This window comes from Mycobacterium sp. OTB74 (assembly GCF_029892685.1).
In the GTDB taxonomy this organism is placed as follows: Bacteria; Actinomycetota; Actinomycetes; order Mycobacteriales; family Mycobacteriaceae; genus Mycobacterium.
The window spans coordinates 23,798-43,955 of record NZ_JARXVD010000015.1 but is presented as its reverse complement, the minus strand read 5'-3'; the positions used below and the strand labels follow the sequence as shown (position 1 = coordinate 43,955).

Sequence of the window (20,158 nt, the reverse complement as noted above, 5' to 3'; positions counted from 1 at the left end):
GGCAGGCTCAGCGGATGACTGAATTACCCGAGCCGAAGTTTCTGGCCGAGCGGGTCGCCCACTGGTCGGCGGCCACCCCGGACGCCGAGGCCATCACCTATCTGGATCGCACCTGGACCTGGTCGCAGTGGTACGACCGGATTCGGCGGCTGGCCGGGGCGCTGAGCGCATGGGGAGTTCGGCGCGGTGACGTCGTGGCTTTTCTGGACAAGAACCATCCGGCCGGTGTCGAGCTGACGCTTGCGGTATCGCTGTTGGGTGCAGCCAACTCCGTCATCAATTTCCGGTTGGCTGCAGACGAGCTGGACTTCGTCATCAATGACTGTGGCGCAAAGGTTCTCATCGTCGGAACCGAGCTGCGACCGGCGATCGACGCCATCACCGACAAGCTGAACACCGTCGAACACATTGTCACGGTCACCCCGGACGGCGGTGAGGGCGACGAATACGAGGCGCTGCTGGCGGGTGCGCAGCCGGTCGATCGGGCTCCGGAGGTTCAGCCTGACGATGTCTGCGTGATCATGTATTCGTCGGGCACCACCGGCCGGCCCAAGGGGGTGGCGCTGACCCAGTCGAACATGATCGCCCACACCATAAATGCCTATCACGGTTGGACTTTCGACGAAGGTGACAAGGTCCTGGTGGCCATGCCGCTTTTCCACGTCGGGGGCACCTCGTATGTTCAGGTCGGTATTCACCATGGGCTCGCCAGCTACATGACCCGCGACGTAGACGGGATGACGCTGGCCGGCGGCATCCTGGCCGGGGCCAACCGCACCTTCCTGGTGCCCGCGGTGCTGGCCAAGGTGCTCGACTCCGGGCCTGACGCGGTGAAGTTGTTCGGTGGGCTCAAGACCTATGCGTATGGCGCGGCGCCAATGCCGTTGCCTCTGCTGCGATCCGCGCTGGAGGCTTGGCCCAACACCGATTTCATGCAAGTGTACGGCCTGACCGAGCTGTGCGGCGTGGTGACGCGGCTCGATCCGGACGACCACCGCACCGCCAGTGAGGAGCGTCTGCTCAGCGCTGGGTCGCTGATCCCGGAGGCCGAGTTACGCGTCGTCGACCCCGACACCTGCGAGGACGTGCCGCCCGGCGAACAAGGCGAATTGTGGTTCCGCACACCGCAATTGATGAAGGGTTATCACAACCGGCCGGACGCCACCGCAGAAGCGGTCACAGCTGACGGTTGGTTCCGCACCGGCGATATCGGCCGCGTGGACGAGGGCGGCTATGTGTTCGTCGAGGACCGGCTCAAGGACATGATCATCTCCGGCGGCGAGAACATCTATTCGCTGGAGGTCGAGCGGGTGCTGGCCGAGCATCCCGCAGTGACCGAGGTCGCGGTGATCGGCGTGCCTGACCAGAAGTGGGGCGAATCGGTGAAAGCCGTTGTAGCCACTGAGTTTCCGGTGTCCGATTCGGAATTGATAGCCTACGCGCGGGAACATCTGGCCGGGTACAAGTGCCCCAAGACCGTCGACATCGTGGACGCGCTGCCCCGTAACCCGACGGGCAAGATCATGAAGAAGGATTTGCGAAAGCCGTACTGGGAGGGTCGAGATCGCTCCACCGTGTGACCTCGCGGACCTGCTGGAGCGCCTGCACGTCGTGGCGTTGCCCATGCGGGTGCGCTTCCGCGGTATCGATGTGCGTGAAGTCGCGCTGATCGACGGGCCTTGCGCCTGGGGCGAGTTCGGGGCTTTCCTGGAGTACGGCCCGGCCGAAGCGGCGCACTGGCTGGCGGCCGGAATCGAGGCGGCATACGAGCCCGCGCCCACGCCGGTACGTGAGCAGGTTCCGATCAATGCCACGGTCCCCGCTGTCGCGGCTGCCCGAGTGCCCGAGGTGCTGGCCCGGTTCCCGGGCGCACGAACGGCGAAGGTGAAGGTCGCCGAGCGGGGGCAGACGCTGGCGGACGACGTCGCGCGCGTCGAGGCGGTGCGCAAGGCGGTGCCAGTGGTTCGGGTCGATGCCAACGGAGGGTGGACGGTGCCCGAGGCGGTGGCTGCGGCGCAGGCGCTGACCGCGTCGGGGCCGTTGGAGTACCTTGAGCAGCCGTGCGCCACCGTGGCCGAGTTGGCCGAATTGCGTGCTCTGGTCGACGTTCCGGTGGCCGCTGACGAGTCGATCCGCAAGGCCTCGGACCCGTTGCGAGTGGTGCGTGAGCGCGCAGCCGATGTCGCGGTGGTCAAGGTCGCGCCGCTCGGCGGGGTCAGCCGGCTGCTGGAGATCGCAGAACAGATCGACATCCCGGTCGTGGTGTCCAGCGCGCTGGATTCGGCGGTCGGCATGTCGCGCGGACTGCTGGCGGCAGGCTGCCTGCCCTCGCTGGAGCATGCCTGCGGTTTGGGTACCGGTGGGTTGTTCGTCGAGGACGTAGTGGAAGCGCTGGCCCTGTCCGATGGCTTCTTGCCGGTCGCTGCCGTGACGCCGGACCCGGCGCGGCTGGCGTCCCTGGCGGCGCAGGCCGAGCGTCGGGACTGGTGGATCAACCGGATCCGGGAGTGCTACCCGCTGATTTGATGCCGCCGAGCATCGGCGCCAACGGCAGTGGTGCTCTGGTCCGTTCAGCGGACCGCACTATTGCTCGAATCACCCAATCGACATGCAATAGGGCCTCATGGTGCATGACTCTGGAATGCGCTGGCGGATAACCAATTCCGGACTGCGGACGAACCGCGTTCGATGTGGACACCGACTGCGTTTCGAATCGTGGTCACGGGGATGGAGGGACGATGACTGGCCAGAGCTACGTCGTGGCCGGATACCTTCCGGGCTACGCGACCAACAAGGAACGCCGATACGACATTGCCAACGCACCCGGCGATCAACTGACGCATCTGATCTATTGCTTCGGTGGCTTTGCCTGGAATGGCGCCGTGTGGGAGGTAACGACACCTGAACCGAAAGACGAAACCGCGAACTTCCCTAAGCTCGCTGCTCTGAAGCAGACGTATCCCAACCTGCATCTCATGATTAGCGTCGGCGGATCGAACAATTCGCAGCAGAAGACCGGTAACCAAACCGTCTTCTCCGCGATCGCAGCCGATCCCCGCCTACGCGAAGCATTCGTCAAATCCTGTCTGGAGCAGTTCATCCTGCGCGATCCGCCGCTGTTCGACGGCATCGACGTGGACTGGGAATTTCCCGGCCCTCAGGACGAGGCGAACGTCACCCTGCTGATGCACGACCTGCGCACACAGTTGAATGCTGCCGGTTGCCAGCAGAACCGGCAATTTTTCTCGACGATGGCGATCCGCGCGACGAAGACGGCGGGCTCAGTCGATGTATCCGCGGTGCAGGAGAGCGTCGACTGGTTCAACGTAATGGCATACAACTTTCACGAACCTCGTACCAACCCGCAAGGTGACGTGACGAATTTCAATGCGCCGCTGTTTGGCTCGCCCCACGCGCCGCGCCCGGACCACAACATCGACCAGTCGATAACGGGACTCATCGGCGCAGGCGTGCAACCGCGGAAACTGGTGATTGGGATACCGGCCTACGCGCATTCATATGCCGGCGTGGATGCGACGAACAGTGGCCTGTACCAGTCCTATAGCGGACCCGGGCCCGGCACCTACACGCCAGGGATCCTCACTTACCAGGACGTGATGGACAACTACGTTGGCCCGCCCCTGTTCGACGACCTCTCCTGTTCGTCATCGATGTATTCCGCGAGCGAGCGGGTCTGGATATCGCCGAACATGGCTGGCGACGTGTTTGCCAAGGCGGCGTATGTGACCGACTCGGTCGGAGAGATACGCCGCGGCTACCACCTCGGCGGCCTAATGTTGTGGGAGCTAGGAGCCGACAAAACCGACCAATTCCGACTCGCGGAATACATGTCAACCGCCTTGCACGACACTCTCGAATGACCCGCCCCCGGTTGCCGCTACCCGCTGGTCGAATTATGGCACTGGTTTGCAAAAATCGTTGTGCTACAAAGGATCTAGAGTCGGGGGAATTCCAGGCAGCCGGCGAGATATGCTCTGCGTTCCGGTGACCACTCAGCGCGGTACGTGTACTGGTTCATGGCCCGCAGCGGCGTCCCGGCGTCTGATACCTGTCCTAATCTGAGGGGTACATGGCCTAGACGCCATCCCGTCGGCGGACCACGATGAAACCGTGAAGCGATCGGTGGTGCTGCTCGGCTATCCGGGGGTGCAAGCCCTCGACGTGGTCGGCCCATTTGACGTGTTCACCGGCGCCACGCTGCACCTGGCTGCCAAAGGGCACGGCGACGAGGGCTACGCGCCGATCCTGACCTCGATCGACGGCGGTCCGGTCGCGACCATGACCGGGTTGGAGTTCGTGGCCAAGCCGCCGCCTGACCCCGGCCAGGCGATCGACACCATCGTGCTGCCGGGCGGTATGGGTGCCGACCTGGCCCGAGCCAACCCCGCCGTCATCGACTGGATCCGATCCGCCGCAGCGAACGCGCGTCGGGTCGTCAGCGTCTGCACCGGCGCGTTCCTGGCCGCGCAGGCCGGCCTGCTCGACGGCTGCCAGGCCACTACGCATTGGTCTGAGGCCGCGAGGCTGGCCAGCGAATTCTCAAGTATCACAGTCGATCCCGATCCGATCTTCATCCGAAGTTCTGAAAAGGTGTGGACCGCGGCGGGAGTGACGGCGGGCATCGACCTGGCGTTGGCCCTGGTCGAAGAAGACTATGGCACCGACATCGCGCAAGAGGTGGCCCGTTGGCTGGTGCTGTATCTACGTCGGACCGGCGGCCAGACGCAGTTCGCGCCTCCGGTGTGGATGCCCCGCGCCAAACGTGAGCCGATTCGTGATGTGCAGGAACTCATCGAGGCAGAACCCGGTGGTACACACAGCATTCCGGAACTAGCCCAGCGAGCCGCGATGAGCGCGCGGCACTTCACCCGCACCTTCAAGGCCGAAGTCGGTGAGCCGCCTGGGGTTTACGTCGAGCGGATCCGCACCGACGCGGCGCGTCGCCAACTGACCGAGACCGACGATCCCGTCACTGCCATCGCGGCCCGCTGCGGATTTGGCAGCGCCGAGACCCTGCGTCGCAGTTTCGTTCGGCGAGTTGGAGTTTCGCCGGATCAGTACCGTAAAACGTTCGCTTAGAGGAGAATTCATGCAGATCGCCATCGTGTTGTACCCGGGATTCACCGCCCTGGATTTCATCGGCCCCTATGAGTCGCTTCGCTATCTGCCCGACGCCGAGGTCCGGTTCGTCTGGCACGAGCCCGGCCCGATCCCGGCCGACTCCGCCGTGTTGCTCGTCGGCGCCACCCATTCGTTCGACGAGACCCCGACGCCGGACATCATCCTGATCCCGGGCGGGTTCAGCACCATGGAGCACGCCCGGGATCAGAAGGTGCTCGACTGGGTGCGTCGTGCCCACCAGAGCAGTACCTGGACGGCGTCGGTGTGTTCGGGCTCGCTGATTCTCGCCGCCGCCGGGCTGCTCGACGGTAAGCGGGCCACGTCCCACTGGGCCGCGGTGCCGGTGCTGAAAGCGTTCGGCGTCGAGGCGGTCGGCGATGAGCGAATCGTGCAGTCCGGCGATCACGTCGTCACCTGCGCAGGTGTCTCGGCCGGGATAGACCTCGGCCTGTGGCTGGCCGGGCAGATCGGCGGCGAGGAACGGGCCAAGGCCATCCAGCTGTCCATGGAGTACGACCCGCAGCCGCCGTTCGACTCCGGACACATGTCGAAGGCCTCCGCCTCGACCAAAGCTGGCGCGACCGCGCTGATGTCGCGCGAGCTGCTCAAACCCGCCCAACTCAAGGCCAGCGCGTTGCTGCTGTGGGACCAGGCCCTCAACAAGGTCCGTTCCCGCCGCTGAGTCCCCGCAATCTCAGCGCGCTGCGTCTTGCTGAGCCTGATCAAACGCGCCCAAATCACGGGTCCAGTAACCTCGGCCGGGTGAATTTGGCATTCGACGAACGTGGTACCGGCCAGCCCGTGCTGTTCATCGCTGGTAGGGGCGGTGCGGGACGCACCTGGCACCTGCACCAGGTACCGGCGTTTCAGCGGGCGGGCTACCGCTGCATCACCTTCGACAACCGGGGCGTCGGCGAAACCGAGAACGCCAGTGGGTTCGCCCTCGAGCAGATGGTGGCCGACACCGCGGCGCTGATCGAAAAGGTCGGCGGCGGTCCAGTGCGCATTGTCTCGGTGTCGATGGGGTCGTTCATCGCCCAGGAACTCATGGTAGCCCGGCCCGAGTTGGTGTCCGCAGCGGTTCTGATGGCCACCCGCGGCCGTGAGGACCGCACCCGCCGATTCTTCCGCGACGCCGAGCGTCAGCTGCTGGACTCCGGTGTTCAGCTGCCCGTTGCTGTGGACGTGCGAAACCGTCTGATCGAGAACTTTTCGCCGAAGACCCTCAACGACGACCAGGCAGTCAAGGACTGGATCGAAATCTTCTCCATGTGGCCGACCAAGGGCACACCCGGTTCGCGGGCGCAGTTGGACGTCGCACCGGCCACCAACCGGTTGCCGGCCTATCTGCAGGTCGCAACGCCGGTGCTGGCGATCGGGTTCGCCGACGACACCGTGTTGCCCCCGCACCTGTCCCGCGAGGTGGCTGACGCCTTCCCCAATGGCAGCTACCTGGAGATCGTCGACGCCGGGCACCTCGGATTCGTCGAACGCGCAGACCAGGTGAACGCCGCAGCACTGGAGTTCTTCGCGGCCAACCCGGTGTGACACGCTGTGGATATGAACCCGTCGACCGTTCAGGCACGCGTCGTCGTGGACGAGCTCATTCGCGGTGGCGTGCGGGACGTGGTGCTATGCCCCGGTTCGCGTAACGCGCCGCTGGCCTTTGCCCTGGCCGATGCCGACCGTGCCGGGCAGCTGCGCCTGCACGTCCGGATCGACGAACGGACCGCCGGTTACCTCGCGATCGGTCTGGCAGTGTCGGCGGGCGCTCCGGTGTGCATCGCCATGACCTCGGGCACCGCGGTGGCCAATCTGGGCCCGGCCGTCATCGAGGCCAACTACGCGCGGGTGCCGTTGATCGTGCTGAGTGCCAACCGGCCGTATGAACTGCTCGGCACCGGTGCCAACCAGACCATGGAGCAACTGGGCTACTTCGGCAATCAGGTGCGGGCCACCATCAGCCTGGGCTTGGCCGAGGCGAATGTCGATCTGGCCGCGTGCAACGCCCAATGGCGGTCGGCAACATGTCGGGTTCTGGTGGCCGCCAAGGGTTCTCGTACAGCCAACGCCGGCCCGGTGCAGTTCGACATCCCATTGCGGGAGCCATTGGTGCCCGATGCCGGCCCCGATGCTCCGTATGCCCCCGCGGGCCGCCCGGACGGTAAGCCCTGGACCTACACCCCGCCGGTGACGTTCGATCAGCCGCTGGAGATCGACCTGACGCCCGACACCGTCGTCATCGCAGGGCATGGCGCGGGGGTCCATCCCAACCTGACGCACCTGCCGACGGTCGCCGAAGCCACCGCACCCGCGGCCGACAACCCGCTGCACCCGCTTGCGTTGGCGCTCGTCGAGCCCGAGCAGGTGATCATGCTGGGCCGGCCCACCCTGCACCGTCCGGTGTCAGCTCTGCTGGCCAACCCTGCGGTGCCCGTCTACGCGCTGACCACCGGCCCGCGGTGGCCCGACGTGTCCGGCAACTCGCAGGCCACCGGCACCCGGGCCGTCACCAGCGGCACGCCTGATCCGGCCTGGCTGAGCCGCTGCGCGGAGGCCAACGCCCGCGCTGAGAACGCGGTGCGTGACCAGCTCCGGGCACACCCACTGACAACGGGGCTGCACGTGGCCGCCGCGGTCGCCGACGGCCTGCAGCCGGGCGATCAGCTGGTCCTCGGTGCGTCCAACCCGGTCCGCGACGCCGCGCTGGTCGGCCTGAACTCGCATGGCATAGCTGTGCGGTCAAACCGCGGAGTGGCCGGCATCGACGGCACGGTGTCCACTGCAATCGGGGCGGCGCTGGCGCACGAACGTGCCGGGGCCGGCCGAACCGTCGCGCTGATCGGTGACCTGACGTTCGTGCATGACAGCTCGGGGTTGCTGATCGGTCCTACTGAGCCGACGCCGAAGGCCTTGACCATCGTCGTGTCGAACGACAACGGCGGCGGGATCTTCGAATTGCTGGAGCAGGGCGATCCGCGGTTTTCAGACGTATCGTCACGCATTTTCGGCACCCCGCACGACGTCGACGTTGCGGCGCTGTGCCGGGCCTACCACGTCGAATGCCGGCAGGTGGAGGCCGCTGAGCTGGCCACCGCGCTACTTGAGCCGTTCGAAGGCATGCGGGTGCTGGAGGTCAAGGCCGACCGTTCGACGTTGCGCGCCCTGCACGCGTCGATCCGGGCCGCCATCAAGGTCACTTCGTGATCCCGTCGGGACTGATCAGTTGGGCAAATGCCTTGCGGGACAGCCTGATTCCGCACATGTTCGGCGAGGGCAACGAAACCCGTTCGCAGCGCGTCATCCGCAGGATGCGCGTGGGCGTGGTGCTGCTGGCCTGCCTGGTGACGTTGCAGTCGGTGCTGCTGGTGCTCGGCGCCTGGCGCAATGATCAGCAGATCGAGCACAACAAGGGCGTCGCCGCTGCCGAGGTGCTGTCCGCCGGTCCGCGTCGCTCCACCATCGAGTTCGTGACGCCCAATCGGGTGACCTACCGACCCGAGCTCGGGGTGCTGTACCCGTCGGAGCTGGAAACCGGCATGCGCATCTACGTCGAATACGACCGGGACAACCCCGACCTGGTCAGGGTCCAGAACCGCAATGCCTCACTGGCGATCATCCCGGCGGGGTCGATTGCAGTGGTCGGCTGGCTGGTGGCCGCTGTGATGCTGGTCGCACTGGCATTGGCGGAGCGTCGGCTGGAACGCTAGCGGTTGCCTCCCGTCCGCCTGTCGGCAACCTTGCTGTCAGGCGACGATGACACGCTGCTGGTGTGCGCGTTGCAATTGTGGCCGAGTCCTTCCTGCCAAATGTCAACGGCGTCACCAACTCGGTGCTGCGGGTGCTTGAGCATCTGCGCCGCACCGGCCATGAAGCCCTGGTGATTGCACCGGATACTCCGCGCGGCCAGGAGCCCGCCGACCGCTTGCACGACGGGATCCGGGTGCACCGGGTGCCGTCGCGGATGTTCCCCAAGGTCACGTCGCTGCCGCTGGGGGTGCCGCGGCCTCGAATGGTGCGAGTACTGCGGGGTTTTGACCCCGACGTGGTGCATCTGGCCTCGCCGGCTCTGCTGGGCTACGGCGGACTACATGCGGCCCGCTACCTGAAGGTGCCGACGGTCGCGGTGTTCCAGACCGATATCGCAGGTTTCGCCGAGAGCTATGGCGTCGGCGCGATGTCGAGCACGGCCTGGGCCTGGACCCGGCACCTGCACTCGCGCGCCGACCGTACCCTGGCGCCATCTACGTCGTCGATGGAAAACCTTGTTGCCCACCGTGTTCCGCGGGTTCACCGCTGGGGGCGAGGGGTTGACGTGACCGGATTCGTGCCCTCGGCGCGCAGCGCGGCGTTGCGCGCGTCCTGGTCGCCGGAGGGCAAGTCGGTGGTTGGATTCGTCGGGCGGTTGGCGCCGGAGAAGCACGTCGAGCGGCTGGCGGTGTTGGCTGCCCGCGATGACCTTCAGCTCGTGATCGTCGGCGACGGTATCGACCGGGCAAAGCTCCAAACATTGCTGCCCACAGCAGTTTTCACCGGTGCGCTGTACGGCCAGGAGCTGGCTGCGGCATACGCCAGCATGGACGTCTTCGTCCACGCCGGAGAGCACGAGACGTTCTGCCAGACGGTGCAGGAAGCCATGGCCTCCGGAGTGCCGGTGATCGCCCCCGACGCCGGCGGTCCGCGTGATCTGGTGACCCCCATGCACACCGGGATGCTATTGGCCGTGCCGAAATTCGAGTCGTCGCTGCCCGCGGCGGTCGATCACCTGCTGGCTGAACGGCCCCGTTATTCGGTGGCCGCGCGGCGCAGCGTGCTGAGCCGCACCTGGCCCGCGGTCTGCGAGGAGCTGCTGGGGCACTACGAGGCGGTGCTGGGCGAACGGCGCGCGCTGGCTGCGTAACTGGTCCTCGAAAGGCCACATTCTTCGAAATTCCTTGCGAGAATTGGCCATTCGGCGAATTACCGGGGGGGGCGCGTCCCGTTCTGCGTCCACTGCGGGAAAGGTGTGGCGGTCGGGGCGGCTCGACCGCCAGGCGGCACGCGCATCAGACACCTGCCAGTGGCAGAGCACACACCCGGCGATTGCTCTGCATTGACTGCAACATTTCGCCATCGCTGTGGCGGGCGCGGCATAGCCTGGAGGCTGGCAGAGGATTTCGTTGCCGGACTTGCGGAGGCGCGATGAAATTTCACAAGCGCGCTGTGTTTCTGGTGGTTGCAGTTTCGAGCGCCACAGGTCTTACGAGCGGCGCTGGCGTAGCTGCGGCGCAGCCTTCACCGCCACCAGTGCCGTCTGTAGTGGATCAACCTCCGCCGAGTCCCACACTGTGGCCGAATCCGGATTACGAAGGCGGACCGTGGTCTTTGTGGCCCGGCTTCGGCGCGCCTTGCGGAGACCAGTGGCTGATCTGCCGCCACTGACTCGGATCGCCGATCAACTCGGCTCATCGTTCGCTTGATCCCAGACCGGGGTTGGAGTTGTCGTCTCCGGCCGACAAGCGTTGCCGACTGTTTGGCGGCCGAGATTTCTCGCTGAGCAGTTTCGGGTCGTTTCACAAGGCTCTGACCCGGACATTCCGGGCTGGCTTGCGCAACCCGTAAGGTGGCGGGCATGTCGGCCTCGCGAAAGCGGGTAGTGGCTATAGCAGTCGCCCTGCTTGCATTCGGTCTCGTTCGTCGTATGCGTATTGCGGCGGGAATGCGCAGGGGTGATCAGGCCGTGATTGATGCCAAACGCAACCGCAACAAACGCTTCGCCAACAAAATGGTCACCCGGCTAGGTCGCGCTGGCCGCCCGCACAGCATCTTCGCGGTCATTGAGGTGAGCGGCCGCCGCGCTGGCCACAGGTACACCACACCCGTACGAGCTGTCGAACAACCGTCAGAATTTGTCGTTCCGCTCACCTATGGGCCAAAGACAAGTTGGTTGGTAAACCTCCGGAAGAATCCGGGCATCCTGCACTGGCAGGGCCGTTCCATCTCGGTTGGCAACCCCGTTACGGTCCCTACGAGCACAGTCGCGCACCTATTGCCCTTACCCTCCCGATTCTTGCTGTGGCTTGACGGAACAGACCAGTGTGTACGCATTCGACAGCTTGGTCTCAAAGATCGGAGCTTTCACCTGTGAAACGTTGTTCACAAACGCGGTGCTACTTGCTCTGAGATGGAGAACCTAGAGGCATCGCCGCTGGCCTGACACTTCGTTGACTCCTTAACCTCAACGAAGTGCGTCGGGTCAGCGCCTCTCGCCGCGCGCACCACCCGTCCGAGCGGTGCCTCAATCGCAACCATGAGAGCAGGCCCGTCGACACACACCATCGCGCGCGGAGTCAGCCCTGGGCCAGTTCGGACACCGGCTGCCACTCTTCCCAGGTGCTCAGCCGGCTTTCGTAGTCGGCTTTGGCCAGAGCCAGCGGCGCGCTGCCGAAAAACACCCGCAGTGGCGGCTTTTCGGCGTCAACAATCTGCAGTACTGCGGCTGCGGACGCGTGCGGATCGCCCGGCACCGCGTTGAGCTCGCCCCGCCAGCGAGCCACGTCAGCACGCAACCCGTCGTAGGCCGCCAGTTCGGCGGTCCGCTTGGCCGAGGCGCCGCCCCAGTCAGTCGAGAACCCGCCCGGCTCGATCAGTGTGACGTGGATGCCGAACCGCTCGACCTCGGCGGCCAGGGACTGAGAGAAACCTTCCAGCGCCCACTTGGACGCGTGGTAGGCGCCGAGGCCCGGGAACGCGCTGATGCCGCCGATCGAGGAGACCTGGATGATGTGCCCGCTGCCCTGCGCCCGCAGATACGGCAGCGCCGCCTGGGTGATCCAGAGCGCACCGAACACGTTGGTCTCGATCTGGTCCCGAGCCTCGCTCTCGGTCAGTTCTTCGATGAAGCCGAACTGGCCGTAGCCGGCGTTGTTGACCACGACGTCGAGCCGGCCGAAATGGTCGTGTGCCGTCTTGACCGCGGCGAAGTCGGCGTCGCGGTCGGTGACATCGAGCTTGATCGGCAACAGCGCGTCACCGTACCGCTGCGCCAGATCGTCCAGCGTCGACAGCTCACGCGCCGTCGCGGCCACTTTGTCGCCGCGCTCCAGCGCTGCGATCGTCCATTCCCGTCCGAAACCCCGCGATGCCCCAGTGATGAACCAGACCTTTTCACTCATGGCGGTTACAGCTCCCGCGGTGGCTCATCCATTCCCGCGGCCGCCGCACACGTGAGGAGCAAGACGAACCGGTAGCGTCGACCCGGTGAGCCGCGCGTCATTGGAGAAGGATCCGCACGAGGTTGCGTCGATGTTCGACGGGGTGGCCCGCCGCTACGACATCACCAACACCGTGCTGTCACTGGGACAGGACCGGTTCTGGCGTCGGCAGACCAGAGCGGCGCTGGACATAGGCCCCGGCGACAAGGTGCTGGACCTGGCTGCCGGTACCGCAGTGTCGACAGTCGAACTGGCAGCTTCGGGCGCCTGGTGTGTGGCGTGCGACTTCTCCGTCGGCATGCTGGCCGCCGGCGCAGCGCGGGACGTGCCGAAGGTGGCGGGGGACGCCACAAAGCTGCCCTTTGACGACGGGGTGTTCGATGCGGTGACCATCAGCTTCGGGCTGCGCAACGTGGTGGACTTCAGCGCCGGCCTGCGCGAAATGGCCCGGGTGACCCGGCCCGGTGGGCGGCTGGTGGTGTGTGAGTTCTCCACCCCGACCAACGGCCTGTTCGCGACGGTCTACAAGGAGTACCTGATGCGGGCGCTGCCGGCCATGGCCACCGCGGTGTCGTCGAACCCTGAGGCCTACGTCTATCTGGCCGAGTCGATCAGGGCCTGGCCAGACCAGGACGACCTGGCCCGGCGTATCGGCGGGGCCGGTTGGGAACAAGTGCGGTGGCGCAACCTGACCGGCGGGATCGTCGCATTGCACGTCGCCGTCAAGCCTTGAGTGTTCCCGTCCTGGCTGTCGCCGGGTTCCTCGGCTCCGGCAAGACGACGCTGCTGAACCACTTGCTGCGCAATGGTCGTGGCGTGCGGATCGGCGCGCTGGTCAACGACTTCGGCGCGGTGAACATCGACGCCATGCTGGTTGCGGGGCAGGTCGATGCGATGGCATCGCTGTCCAACGGGTGCATCTGCTGCGCGGTCGACGACGATGAAGCCGCCGAGATGCTGGGCAAGCTGGCCACTGTGCGTCCGGCGTTGGACCTGATCGTGGTGGAGGCCAGCGGTGTCGCGGAACCGTCGGCTTTGGCCCGGACGCTGATCACCGCAGGCGACAAGCGGTTTCACTACGTGGGCCTGGTGTTGGTGGTCGACGCCGCCAACCCGCCGGACGAATTGGAACATGCGGTCCGGGTGGCCGATCTGGTGGTGCTCAACAAAGTCGACGACGCTCGTGACGCGGATGCGCTGGCGGAGATGATAGGCCGGCTGGCACCGCGAATTCCGTTACTGCCCATCAACTTTGCCCGGGTCGACCCTGAGCTGCTGATAGACCCGCCGGCACCGCGGACGCCGGCCGCGCAGATGTCGCTCGATGAGTTGCTGCACGACGATCATGACCACGAGCACGCTGCGTTCCAGACCGTCGAATTCACCTCCGACAATCCGCTGAACCCGCGGGTGTTCCTGGAGGCTATCCGTCAGCGACCCGAGGGTCTTTACCGGGCAAAGGGTTTCGTTGATTTCGGCGAGGGCCACCGATACCTGCTGCAGCTGGTAGGCAGTTCGCTGCGGCTGCAGAAGCGTCGCGGGACGGGCACTCAGTTGGTGTGTATCGGCACCGGGATGGACGACTCGGAGGTGCTGACTGCGTTGGAGCGGTGCGCGCGTGAGCCGGCCGATGAGGACGCGATGCTCGGCGTACTCAAATATGTGGTGTAGGTGGCTGCAGGGGTCTGGGGCCCAGATATCCTGACCCAGTTTTCAAGTTCGAGGAGTTGTGTTGTTCAAGGTCAATGAGTATTTCGACGGCAACGTTGCATCGATCGCTTTCACGATGCCGGAGGGACCGGCGACCGTCGGCGTCATGGCTGTGGGCGAGTACGAGTTCGGTACGTCCAGTCTTGAGATCATGCATGTGGTCTCCGGTGCGCTGACCGTCAAGCTGCCCGGCCGTGACGAGTGGGAAACCTTCGCTGCCGGAACACAATTCACTGTCCCTGCCGACAGCAAGTTCGGAGTGCGCACCGAGGTCGAGACGGCTTACCTGTGTGAATACCGCTGACTTTCCGACGCTGAGTGGGCAGTTGATCGCGAGAAATCACTGAAATCTCGCGATCTGCTTCACGTTTCGGCGCCAGCTCAACTGAACGGCTTACGCTGATCGAGTCGTCGGGAACCGGCACCGGCGCGTCGCCAGACGCGCGCCACCCAGTCGTCGTCCTCATCGGTCACCAGGTTTCCCATCGCGCGCACCGCGAGATTCATCAGGAACTGCGAACGCATCGCCACGGGGCCGGCCAGGGGCAGGAACCGTGGCAGCGTCAACAGGATGGCCAGTCGGCGGGCCACCGAAAACCCAGCCGCGTAATGCTCTCGAAGTACCGCCGGCCACACCGCACTCAGATCACCCGAGCCCACAAGTTCGGCAGCCAGTCGTCCGGTCTCCAGCCCGTAGTCGATGCCCTCGCCGTTGAGCGGGTTCACGCACGCGGCCGCATCGCCGATCAGCATCCAATTGGGTCCGGCCACACCGGAAACGGCGCCACCCATCGGCAGCAGGGCCGAACGTGCCGCCCGCGGTGCGCCGTCGAAGCCCCATTCCTCGCGGCGCAGATCGGTGTAGTAGTTCAGCAGCGGGCGCAGCGCGGCGTCGGCGGGACGTTTCTCGGTGGCGAGCGCGCCCACGCCGATGTTCACCTCTCCGTTGCCCAGCGGGAAAATCCAGCCGTAGCCGGGCAGCACCTCGCCCTGCGGCGAGCGCAATTCCAGGTGCGAGGTGATCCACGGCTCAGCGGCCCGCGGGGTCTTCAGATAGGCGCGGATGGCAACTCCGTAGACCGTTTCCTGATGCCAGACCCGGCCCAGCACACGGCCCAGGGTCGAGCGGGCACCGTCGGCCACGATCAATTCGGTCAAGTCCACTTCTTGGCCGTCGTCGAGCTGCAACGTGCGTACTCGACCGGACGAATCATGCTGTACCTCAACAGCTTTGGCGCCCAGTAGCATCCGGGCCCCGGCATCGTGCGCGACCTGGCGAATGCGGTCGTCCAACTCGGTACGCGGTACTGCGCTGCTGACCGGCGGGAACGACGGCCCCGGCCAGGGCACCTGTACGTCGGCGCCGAACCCGGCCATCCGCAGGCCGTGGTGGCAGATTCGTCCGTCCAGCCAGTCGGTCAGTCCCAAGCGACGCAGTTCAGCGATGGCGCGCGGTGTTAACCCGTCACCGCACGGCTTGTCCCGGGGGAACTGCGCGGAATCGATCACCAGCACGTCGCGGCCGGCCCGAGCCGCCCACGCAGCAGCTGCTGACCCGGCGGGCCCGGCGCCAACGACGACCACATCCGCGTGTACGACCATGCCGCCCAGTATGTTGGACCCATGAAGACACCAGCGACGGTGGTCGCGGGCGTGGACTTCGGCGATGCCGTCTTCGCCGCAGAGGTCCGTGATTCGGTGGCGCGCATCGAAGAACTGATGGCGACCGAACTCGGTAAAGCCGACGAACTCATGTCGGAGGCGGTTCAGCATCTGTTCCAGGCCGGCGGAAAGCGCTTCCGGCCGTTGTTCACGGTGCTGTCGGCGTCGCTGGGCCCGCACCCTGGCGATGAGTCCGTATCGATCGCCGGTGCGGTGATCGAGCTGGTGCACCTGGCGACGCTCTACCACGACGACGTCATGGACGAGGCCCAGATGCGGCGCGGCGCCGACAGCGCCAACGCGCGCTGGGGCAACAACATCGCCATCCTGGCCGGTGACTACCTCTTCGCGACTGCTTCTCGACTGGTGTCGCGGCTGGGGCCGGATGCGGTGCGGATCATCGCCGAGACCTTTGCTCAGCTGGTCACCGGGCAGATGCGAGAAACCCGCGGTGCTGCAGAGGGTGCCGACGAGGTCGAGCACTACCTGAAGGTGGTGTACGAGAAGACGGCCTGCCTCATCTCGGCGTCCGGACGGTTCGGGGCGACGTTCTCCGGTGCCGATGAGGACCAGATCGAACGGCTCAGTCGGCTGGGCGGCATTGTCGGCACCGCTTTCCAGATTTCCGACGACATCATCGACATCGACAGCGAGCCCGATGAGTCGGGCAAGGTTCCGGGCACTGACCTGCGCGAAGGCGTCCACACCCTGCCGGTGCTGTACGCCTTGCGCGACAGCGGGCCGGACACCGATCGGCTGCGGGTGCTGCTGGCCGGACCGGTCGACAATGATGCCGACCTGGTTGAAGCACTGACGCTGCTGCGCGCGTCACAGGGCATGGTCGAGGCCAAGCGAACGGTCAAGCGGTACGCCGACGAAGCCCGCGCTGAGCTGGCAGATCTTCCCGATCTGCCGGGCCGGCTGGCGCTGGCCAACCTGGTCGACTACACCGCCAACCGGCACGGCTGACCGCCGTTCTGGAACCTGATGGCTTCCGTCAGACGTTGAAATCGGCGAAGACTTCTGACGTTCCTGGAGGTAGCGGATGACGTGGCACCCACATGCGAACACTGCGAAGACGTTCGCGCTGCTGGTCGGCTTTTCTGCGCTGATCGTGTTCTTGGGCTCGCTGTTCGGCAAGAACATCATGATCCTGTCCGCGCTGTTCGCCGTCGGTATGAATGCCTACGTCTACTTCAACAGCGACAAGATGGCGCTGCGGGCCATGCACGCCCAACCGGTCAGCGAGATGCAGGCGCCGGCGATGCACCGGATCGTGCGGGAGTTGGCCACCACTGCTCGTCAGCCCATGCCCCGGCTGTACATCAGCGACACCGCAGCACCCAACGCGTTCGCCACCGGTCGTAACCCGCGCAACGCCGCGGTGTGCTGCACTACCGGAATCCTGGACATCCTGACCGAGCGCGAACTACGTGCGGTGCTGGGGCACGAACTCTCGCACGTGTACAACCGCGACATCTTGATCTCGTGTGTCGCCGGCGCCATGGCGTCGGTGGTCACTGCGCTGGTCAACGTCGCGTATTTCATCGGCTTCGTCGGCAACGACCGTGACGACCGGGCCAATCCCTTTGTGCTGCTGTTGATATCGCTTCTCGGACCGCTTGCTGCGACGATCATCCGGCTGGCGGTGTCACGTTCGCGGGAATACCAGGCCGACCAGTCCGGGGCCGAATTGACCGGCGATCCGCTGGCTTTGGCCAGTGCGCTGGGCAAGATCAGTTCGGGGGTGCAGCGGGCGCCACTGCCGCCCGAGCCCCAGCTGGCCGAGCAGGCACACCTGATGATCGCCAACCCGTTCCGGTCCGGCGAGCGCATCGGCAAGTTGTTCTCCACACACCCGCCGATCGAGGACCGCATCGCCCGCCTGGAGCGCATGGCCCGCGGTTAGTGTTCCGCCAAACGGACAAACGGGCCGCAAAGGTCGAGTAAAAGCGGCCATTTCGCCGATCTCGGCACCTGCATACCGAGATACCTCTGACGGGCTTCTGCTGCGGTTAGCGAACGCCGCTGTTGACGCTGTATCCAGGGCCGTCCGCTCTCGCGGTTTGTGGCCCTGGATTCAGCGTCAGCGACAAGGCGTGGCTAGTCGGAAGCGTCGACCAGGCGGTTGATGCCCGACGCGGTAACCCGCAGCGCCGCGGCGGTCCCGATGTCGTAGAACAGCCCGATCACCTCGAGTTCGCCGACGCGGTGCTTGCTCCGCACCACCGGGTGCTCGGCCAGCGTCCGCACCTGGACCGCGACGTTCACCATAGACAACTGGTCGACGACGCCGAAGCCCTCGTTTGCCGCGGCCTGCGCCACCGGGTGCCGGCCCTGATCGAAGGCGCTCAGCGCCGAATCGCCATGGGAAAGCCACTGGTGCAGGTGTTCGTCGGCGGTGTTGTTGCCGCCGAGAACCGCGGTCATAGCGCCGCAGCTGGAGTGGCCGCACACCACGATCGATGAAACATGAAGGACGTCAACGGCAAACGCGATGGCCGCTTCGACCGAAGCGTCGGCCCGCCCGTCCGGGATCAGGTTGCCGACATTGCGGACGGTGAACAGGTCGCCGGGGCCGCTGCTGGTGATGACGTTGGGCACGATCCGCGAATCCGCGCAGGTCAGGAACAGTGTCTCGGGCTTCTGGCTGTGGGCCAAGTCCTGCATGTGCGGACGCAGCACCGGGGCGGTGCGGCGGTGGTAGGTGGCCAGGCCGTCCATCACCGAGGTCGACTGCGGTTGTGACTTCCACGGGAAGACGCCGGAGCGCTTGTCGAACGGGTTGAACGCGCGGGCCGGCGGGCCGGCGGTGGCGCTGTGCATCTCGACAGTGCCGTGCTCGTGGATGTCGACACTGCCGCCGCCGATCTCATGCTGGCGCTTCCACTCGTCGATGGTCTCGTGCGCCGCGTGGTCGATGAAGTCGACCGATAGTTCGACCGTGACATCAGTGCCGGCCGGTACCGATGCCAGCACCGATGTCAGTCGCGGTAGCGACAGGAAGGACACCGATCCTTCGATGACCACCAGCCACCGGTTGTCCCCGACGGGTTCGGCGTGCATCTTGGCCTTCACCACACGCCAGACCGTCAACGCCACGGCCAGGCCCAGCCCGATCAGCACACCCTCCAGTAGATTCAGGAACACCACGCCCAAGACGGTGACCGTGTAGACCGCGATATCGCCTGTGCGAAGGGCAGTTTCGATGTGGGCACGCTTGACCAACTGGCAGCCGATGACGATCAACAGGCCGGCCAGCGCCGCCGTCGGGATCAGCTGGACCAGGCCGGCGAACGGCACCGCGAACACCAGGATCCAGACGCCGTGCATGATGGTCGAGGCCCGGGTCTTGGCGCCTGCGTTGACGTTGGTGGCACTGCGGACGATGACGCCGGTGACCGGCAGGCCGCCGATGGCGCCCGAGACGACGTTGGCGGTTCCCTGGCCGAGCAGTTCGCGGTCGAAGTTGGTGCGCGGGCCGTTGTGCATACGATCCACGGACACGGCCGACAGCAGGCTCTCAACGCTGGCGATCAGGGCCACCGTCAGCACACCGGCGATGACGCCGTCCCAGTCGTTTGTGGGGAGCGCGGGCAGAGTCAGCGAATCCAGCAGCGAGCCGTTGAGCTGGATGCGCTTGACGTCGAAGGAAAGCACGACCGACAGCAGCGTCACACCGGCGATGGCGACCAGCGGGCCGGGGATCCTGTTGATCGGCGCCGGCACCCAGCGCCAGCAGACCAGAGTGATGATGACCAGCATGCCCAGCAGGAAACCGGGGCCGTGGATGTTGGTCAGCTGCGCAGGCAGCTCTTCGATGTTGTCCCACGCGGAGCTGTTGGAGGTTCCGCCCAGCAGCACGTGCAGCTGCTGCAGCGCAATGGTGATGCCGATACCGGCCAGCATGGCGTGCACCACGACGGGGGAGATGGCCAGCGCAGCCCGAGCCACCCGGCTCAACCCGAACAGGATCTGCAGGATGCCGGCGCCGACAGTGATGGCGCACGTCCCGACCCAGCCGAACTCGGCAACCAGACCGGCGACCACCACGGTCAGACCGGCGGCCGGCCCGCTGACCTGCAACGGAGACCCGCCGAGTGCCCCGGCGACGATGCCGCCGACGATGGCGGCGATGATGCCGGCCAGCACCGGGGCGTTGGATGCCACGGCGATGCCCAGCGATAGTGGCAGAGCCACCAGGAACACCACCAGGGAAGCGGGTAGGTCGTAGCGCAGTATTGGGCGCAATCTGCTTGCCAGTGAAGCGGTTTGCTGCATGGGAAGTTTCCGTTCTCCGGTCCATCTTCGGGGACGACCTGCAGGTGGATCGCCTGCCTGTGTCCGTGTGGTCCGCCGACGTCTTTGTCGATGAAATGCATATTGGCACAACGTATTTCCGCGTTGTGCTGACAGCATTGATGGCAATTGATGCCAATTGCTAAGGGCGA

At 65.6% G+C, this 20,158-nt stretch carries 17 protein-coding genes; 14 read left to right on the top strand and 3 right to left on the bottom strand.

The window, feature by feature from the left end; translation table 11 throughout:
- Positions 1-14: 14 nt before the first annotated feature.
- The 9 genes from M2432_RS19270 to M2432_RS19230 all read left to right on the top strand — a co-directional run bounded on the left by M2432_RS19270 (position 15) and on the right by M2432_RS19230 (position 10,042).
- Complete coding sequence (locus M2432_RS19270; RefSeq protein WP_280828434.1) at positions 15-1,580, top strand: long-chain-fatty-acid--CoA ligase; 1,566 nt, start codon at positions 15-17, stop codon at positions 1,578-1,580.
- Positions 1,564-2,526, top strand: a complete 963-nt coding sequence (locus M2432_RS19265) for an o-succinylbenzoate synthase (protein ID WP_280828548.1) — start codon at positions 1,564-1,566, stop codon at positions 2,524-2,526. Before M2432_RS19270 ends, M2432_RS19265 begins: the two co-directional genes overlap by 17 nt.
- A 212-nt stretch (positions 2,527-2,738) precedes the next feature.
- On the top strand, positions 2,739-3,881 hold the full coding sequence (locus tag M2432_RS19260; RefSeq protein ID WP_280828433.1) for a glycoside hydrolase family 18 protein: 1,143 nt from the start codon (positions 2,739-2,741) through the stop codon (positions 3,879-3,881).
- A 250-nt stretch (positions 3,882-4,131) separates the two neighbouring features.
- The gene (locus tag M2432_RS19255) at positions 4,132-5,100 is read left to right on the top strand and encodes a GlxA family transcriptional regulator (protein ID WP_280828432.1); all 969 of its coding nucleotides are present in this window, start codon (positions 4,132-4,134) and stop codon (positions 5,098-5,100) included.
- Positions 5,101-5,110: 10 nt separating this feature from the next.
- Positions 5,111-5,824: a DJ-1/PfpI family protein gene (locus M2432_RS19250; RefSeq protein WP_280828431.1), complete on the top strand. Its 714-nt coding sequence runs from the start codon at positions 5,111-5,113 to the stop codon at positions 5,822-5,824.
- Positions 5,825-5,904: 80 nt separating this feature from the next.
- The gene (locus M2432_RS19245) at positions 5,905-6,690 is read left to right on the top strand and encodes an alpha/beta hydrolase (RefSeq protein ID WP_280828430.1); all 786 of its coding nucleotides are present in this window, start codon (positions 5,905-5,907) and stop codon (positions 6,688-6,690) included.
- A 12-nt stretch (positions 6,691-6,702) separates the two neighbouring features.
- The gene (gene menD / locus M2432_RS19240; protein ID WP_280828429.1) at positions 6,703-8,349 is read left to right on the top strand and encodes a 2-succinyl-5-enolpyruvyl-6-hydroxy-3-cyclohexene-1-carboxylic-acid synthase; all 1,647 of its coding nucleotides are present in this window, start codon (positions 6,703-6,705) and stop codon (positions 8,347-8,349) included.
- Between the two features lie 56 nt (positions 8,350-8,405).
- A complete protein-coding gene (locus tag M2432_RS19235; protein WP_280828547.1) occupies positions 8,406-8,852 on the top strand; it encodes a DUF3592 domain-containing protein in 447 nt (148 codons plus the stop codon).
- 62 nt (positions 8,853-8,914) lie between these two features.
- Positions 8,915-10,042, top strand: a complete 1,128-nt coding sequence (locus tag M2432_RS19230; RefSeq protein WP_280828428.1) for a glycosyltransferase family 1 protein — start codon at positions 8,915-8,917, stop codon at positions 10,040-10,042.
- Positions 10,043-11,471: 1,429 nt separating this feature from the next.
- On the opposite strand, the gene M2432_RS19225 is transcribed toward M2432_RS19230, so the two are convergent.
- On the bottom strand, positions 11,472-12,296 hold the full coding sequence (locus M2432_RS19225; RefSeq protein WP_280828427.1) for an SDR family oxidoreductase: 825 nt from the start codon (positions 12,294-12,296) through the stop codon (positions 11,472-11,474).
- 85 nt (positions 12,297-12,381) lie between these two features.
- Here M2432_RS19225 and M2432_RS19220 point away from each other — a divergent pair, with 85 nt between their 5' ends.
- From M2432_RS19220 to M2432_RS19210, 3 genes are all read left to right on the top strand, one after another.
- Positions 12,382-13,068, top strand: coding sequence for a demethylmenaquinone methyltransferase (locus tag M2432_RS19220; RefSeq protein ID WP_280828426.1), 687 nt, complete (start codon positions 12,382-12,384; stop codon positions 13,066-13,068).
- The gene (locus M2432_RS19215) at positions 13,065-14,006 is read left to right on the top strand and encodes a GTP-binding protein (protein WP_280828425.1); all 942 of its coding nucleotides are present in this window, start codon (positions 13,065-13,067) and stop codon (positions 14,004-14,006) included. Before M2432_RS19220 ends, M2432_RS19215 begins: the two co-directional genes overlap by 4 nt.
- Positions 14,007-14,067: 61 nt before the next feature.
- Entirely contained in the window at positions 14,068-14,349 is a 282-nt protein-coding gene (locus M2432_RS19210; protein WP_348536320.1) for a pyrimidine/purine nucleoside phosphorylase, read from the top strand.
- A gap of 77 nt (positions 14,350-14,426) precedes the next feature.
- Here M2432_RS19210 and menJ read toward each other — a convergent pair whose 3' ends face one another.
- A complete protein-coding gene (gene menJ / locus M2432_RS19205; RefSeq protein WP_280828423.1) occupies positions 14,427-15,647 on the bottom strand; it encodes a menaquinone reductase in 1,221 nt (406 codons plus the stop codon).
- A 21-nt stretch (positions 15,648-15,668) separates the two neighbouring features.
- Here menJ and grcC1 point away from each other — a divergent pair, with 21 nt between their 5' ends.
- Entirely contained in the window at positions 15,669-16,676 is a 1,008-nt protein-coding gene (grcC1, locus tag M2432_RS19200; protein WP_280828422.1) for a nonaprenyl/(2E,6E)-farnesyl/geranylgeranyl diphosphat synthase, read from the top strand.
- 76 nt (positions 16,677-16,752) lie between these two features.
- Entirely contained in the window at positions 16,753-17,616 is an 864-nt protein-coding gene (htpX, locus tag M2432_RS19195; RefSeq protein ID WP_280828421.1) for a zinc metalloprotease HtpX, read from the top strand.
- Positions 17,617-17,810: 194 nt separating this feature from the next.
- Here htpX and M2432_RS19190 read toward each other — a convergent pair whose 3' ends face one another.
- Complete coding sequence (locus M2432_RS19190) at positions 17,811-19,988, bottom strand: bifunctional SulP family inorganic anion transporter/carbonic anhydrase (RefSeq protein WP_280828420.1); 2,178 nt, start codon at positions 19,986-19,988, stop codon at positions 17,811-17,813.
- Positions 19,989-20,158 lie beyond the last annotated feature (170 nt).

Bases quoted from the DNA above. Each gene is read 5' to 3' on its own strand.
- M2432_RS19270 (WP_280828434.1), top strand. From the start codon at position 15: ATGACTGAATTACCCGAGCCGAAGTTTCTGGCCGAGCGGGTCGCCCAC.
- M2432_RS19260 (WP_280828433.1), top strand. From the start codon at position 2,739: ATGACTGGCCAGAGCTACGTCGTGGCCGGATACCTTCCGGGCTACGCG.
- M2432_RS19250 (WP_280828431.1), top strand. From the start codon at position 5,111: ATGCAGATCGCCATCGTGTTGTACCCGGGATTCACCGCCCTGGATTTC.
- menD (WP_280828429.1), top strand. From the start codon at position 6,703: ATGAACCCGTCGACCGTTCAGGCACGCGTCGTCGTGGACGAGCTCATT.
- M2432_RS19235 (WP_280828547.1), top strand. From the start codon at position 8,406: ATGTTCGGCGAGGGCAACGAAACCCGTTCGCAGCGCGTCATCCGCAGG.
- M2432_RS19225 (WP_280828427.1), bottom strand. From the start codon at position 12,296: ATGAGTGAAAAGGTCTGGTTCATCACTGGGGCATCGCGGGGTTTCGGA.
- menJ (WP_280828423.1), bottom strand. From the start codon at position 15,647: ATGGTCGTACACGCGGATGTGGTCGTCGTTGGCGCCGGGCCCGCCGGG.
- grcC1 (WP_280828422.1), top strand. From the start codon at position 15,669: ATGAAGACACCAGCGACGGTGGTCGCGGGCGTGGACTTCGGCGATGCC.
- htpX (WP_280828421.1), top strand. From the start codon at position 16,753: ATGACGTGGCACCCACATGCGAACACTGCGAAGACGTTCGCGCTGCTG.
- M2432_RS19190 (WP_280828420.1), bottom strand. From the start codon at position 19,988: ATGCAGCAAACCGCTTCACTGGCAAGCAGATTGCGCCCAATACTGCGC.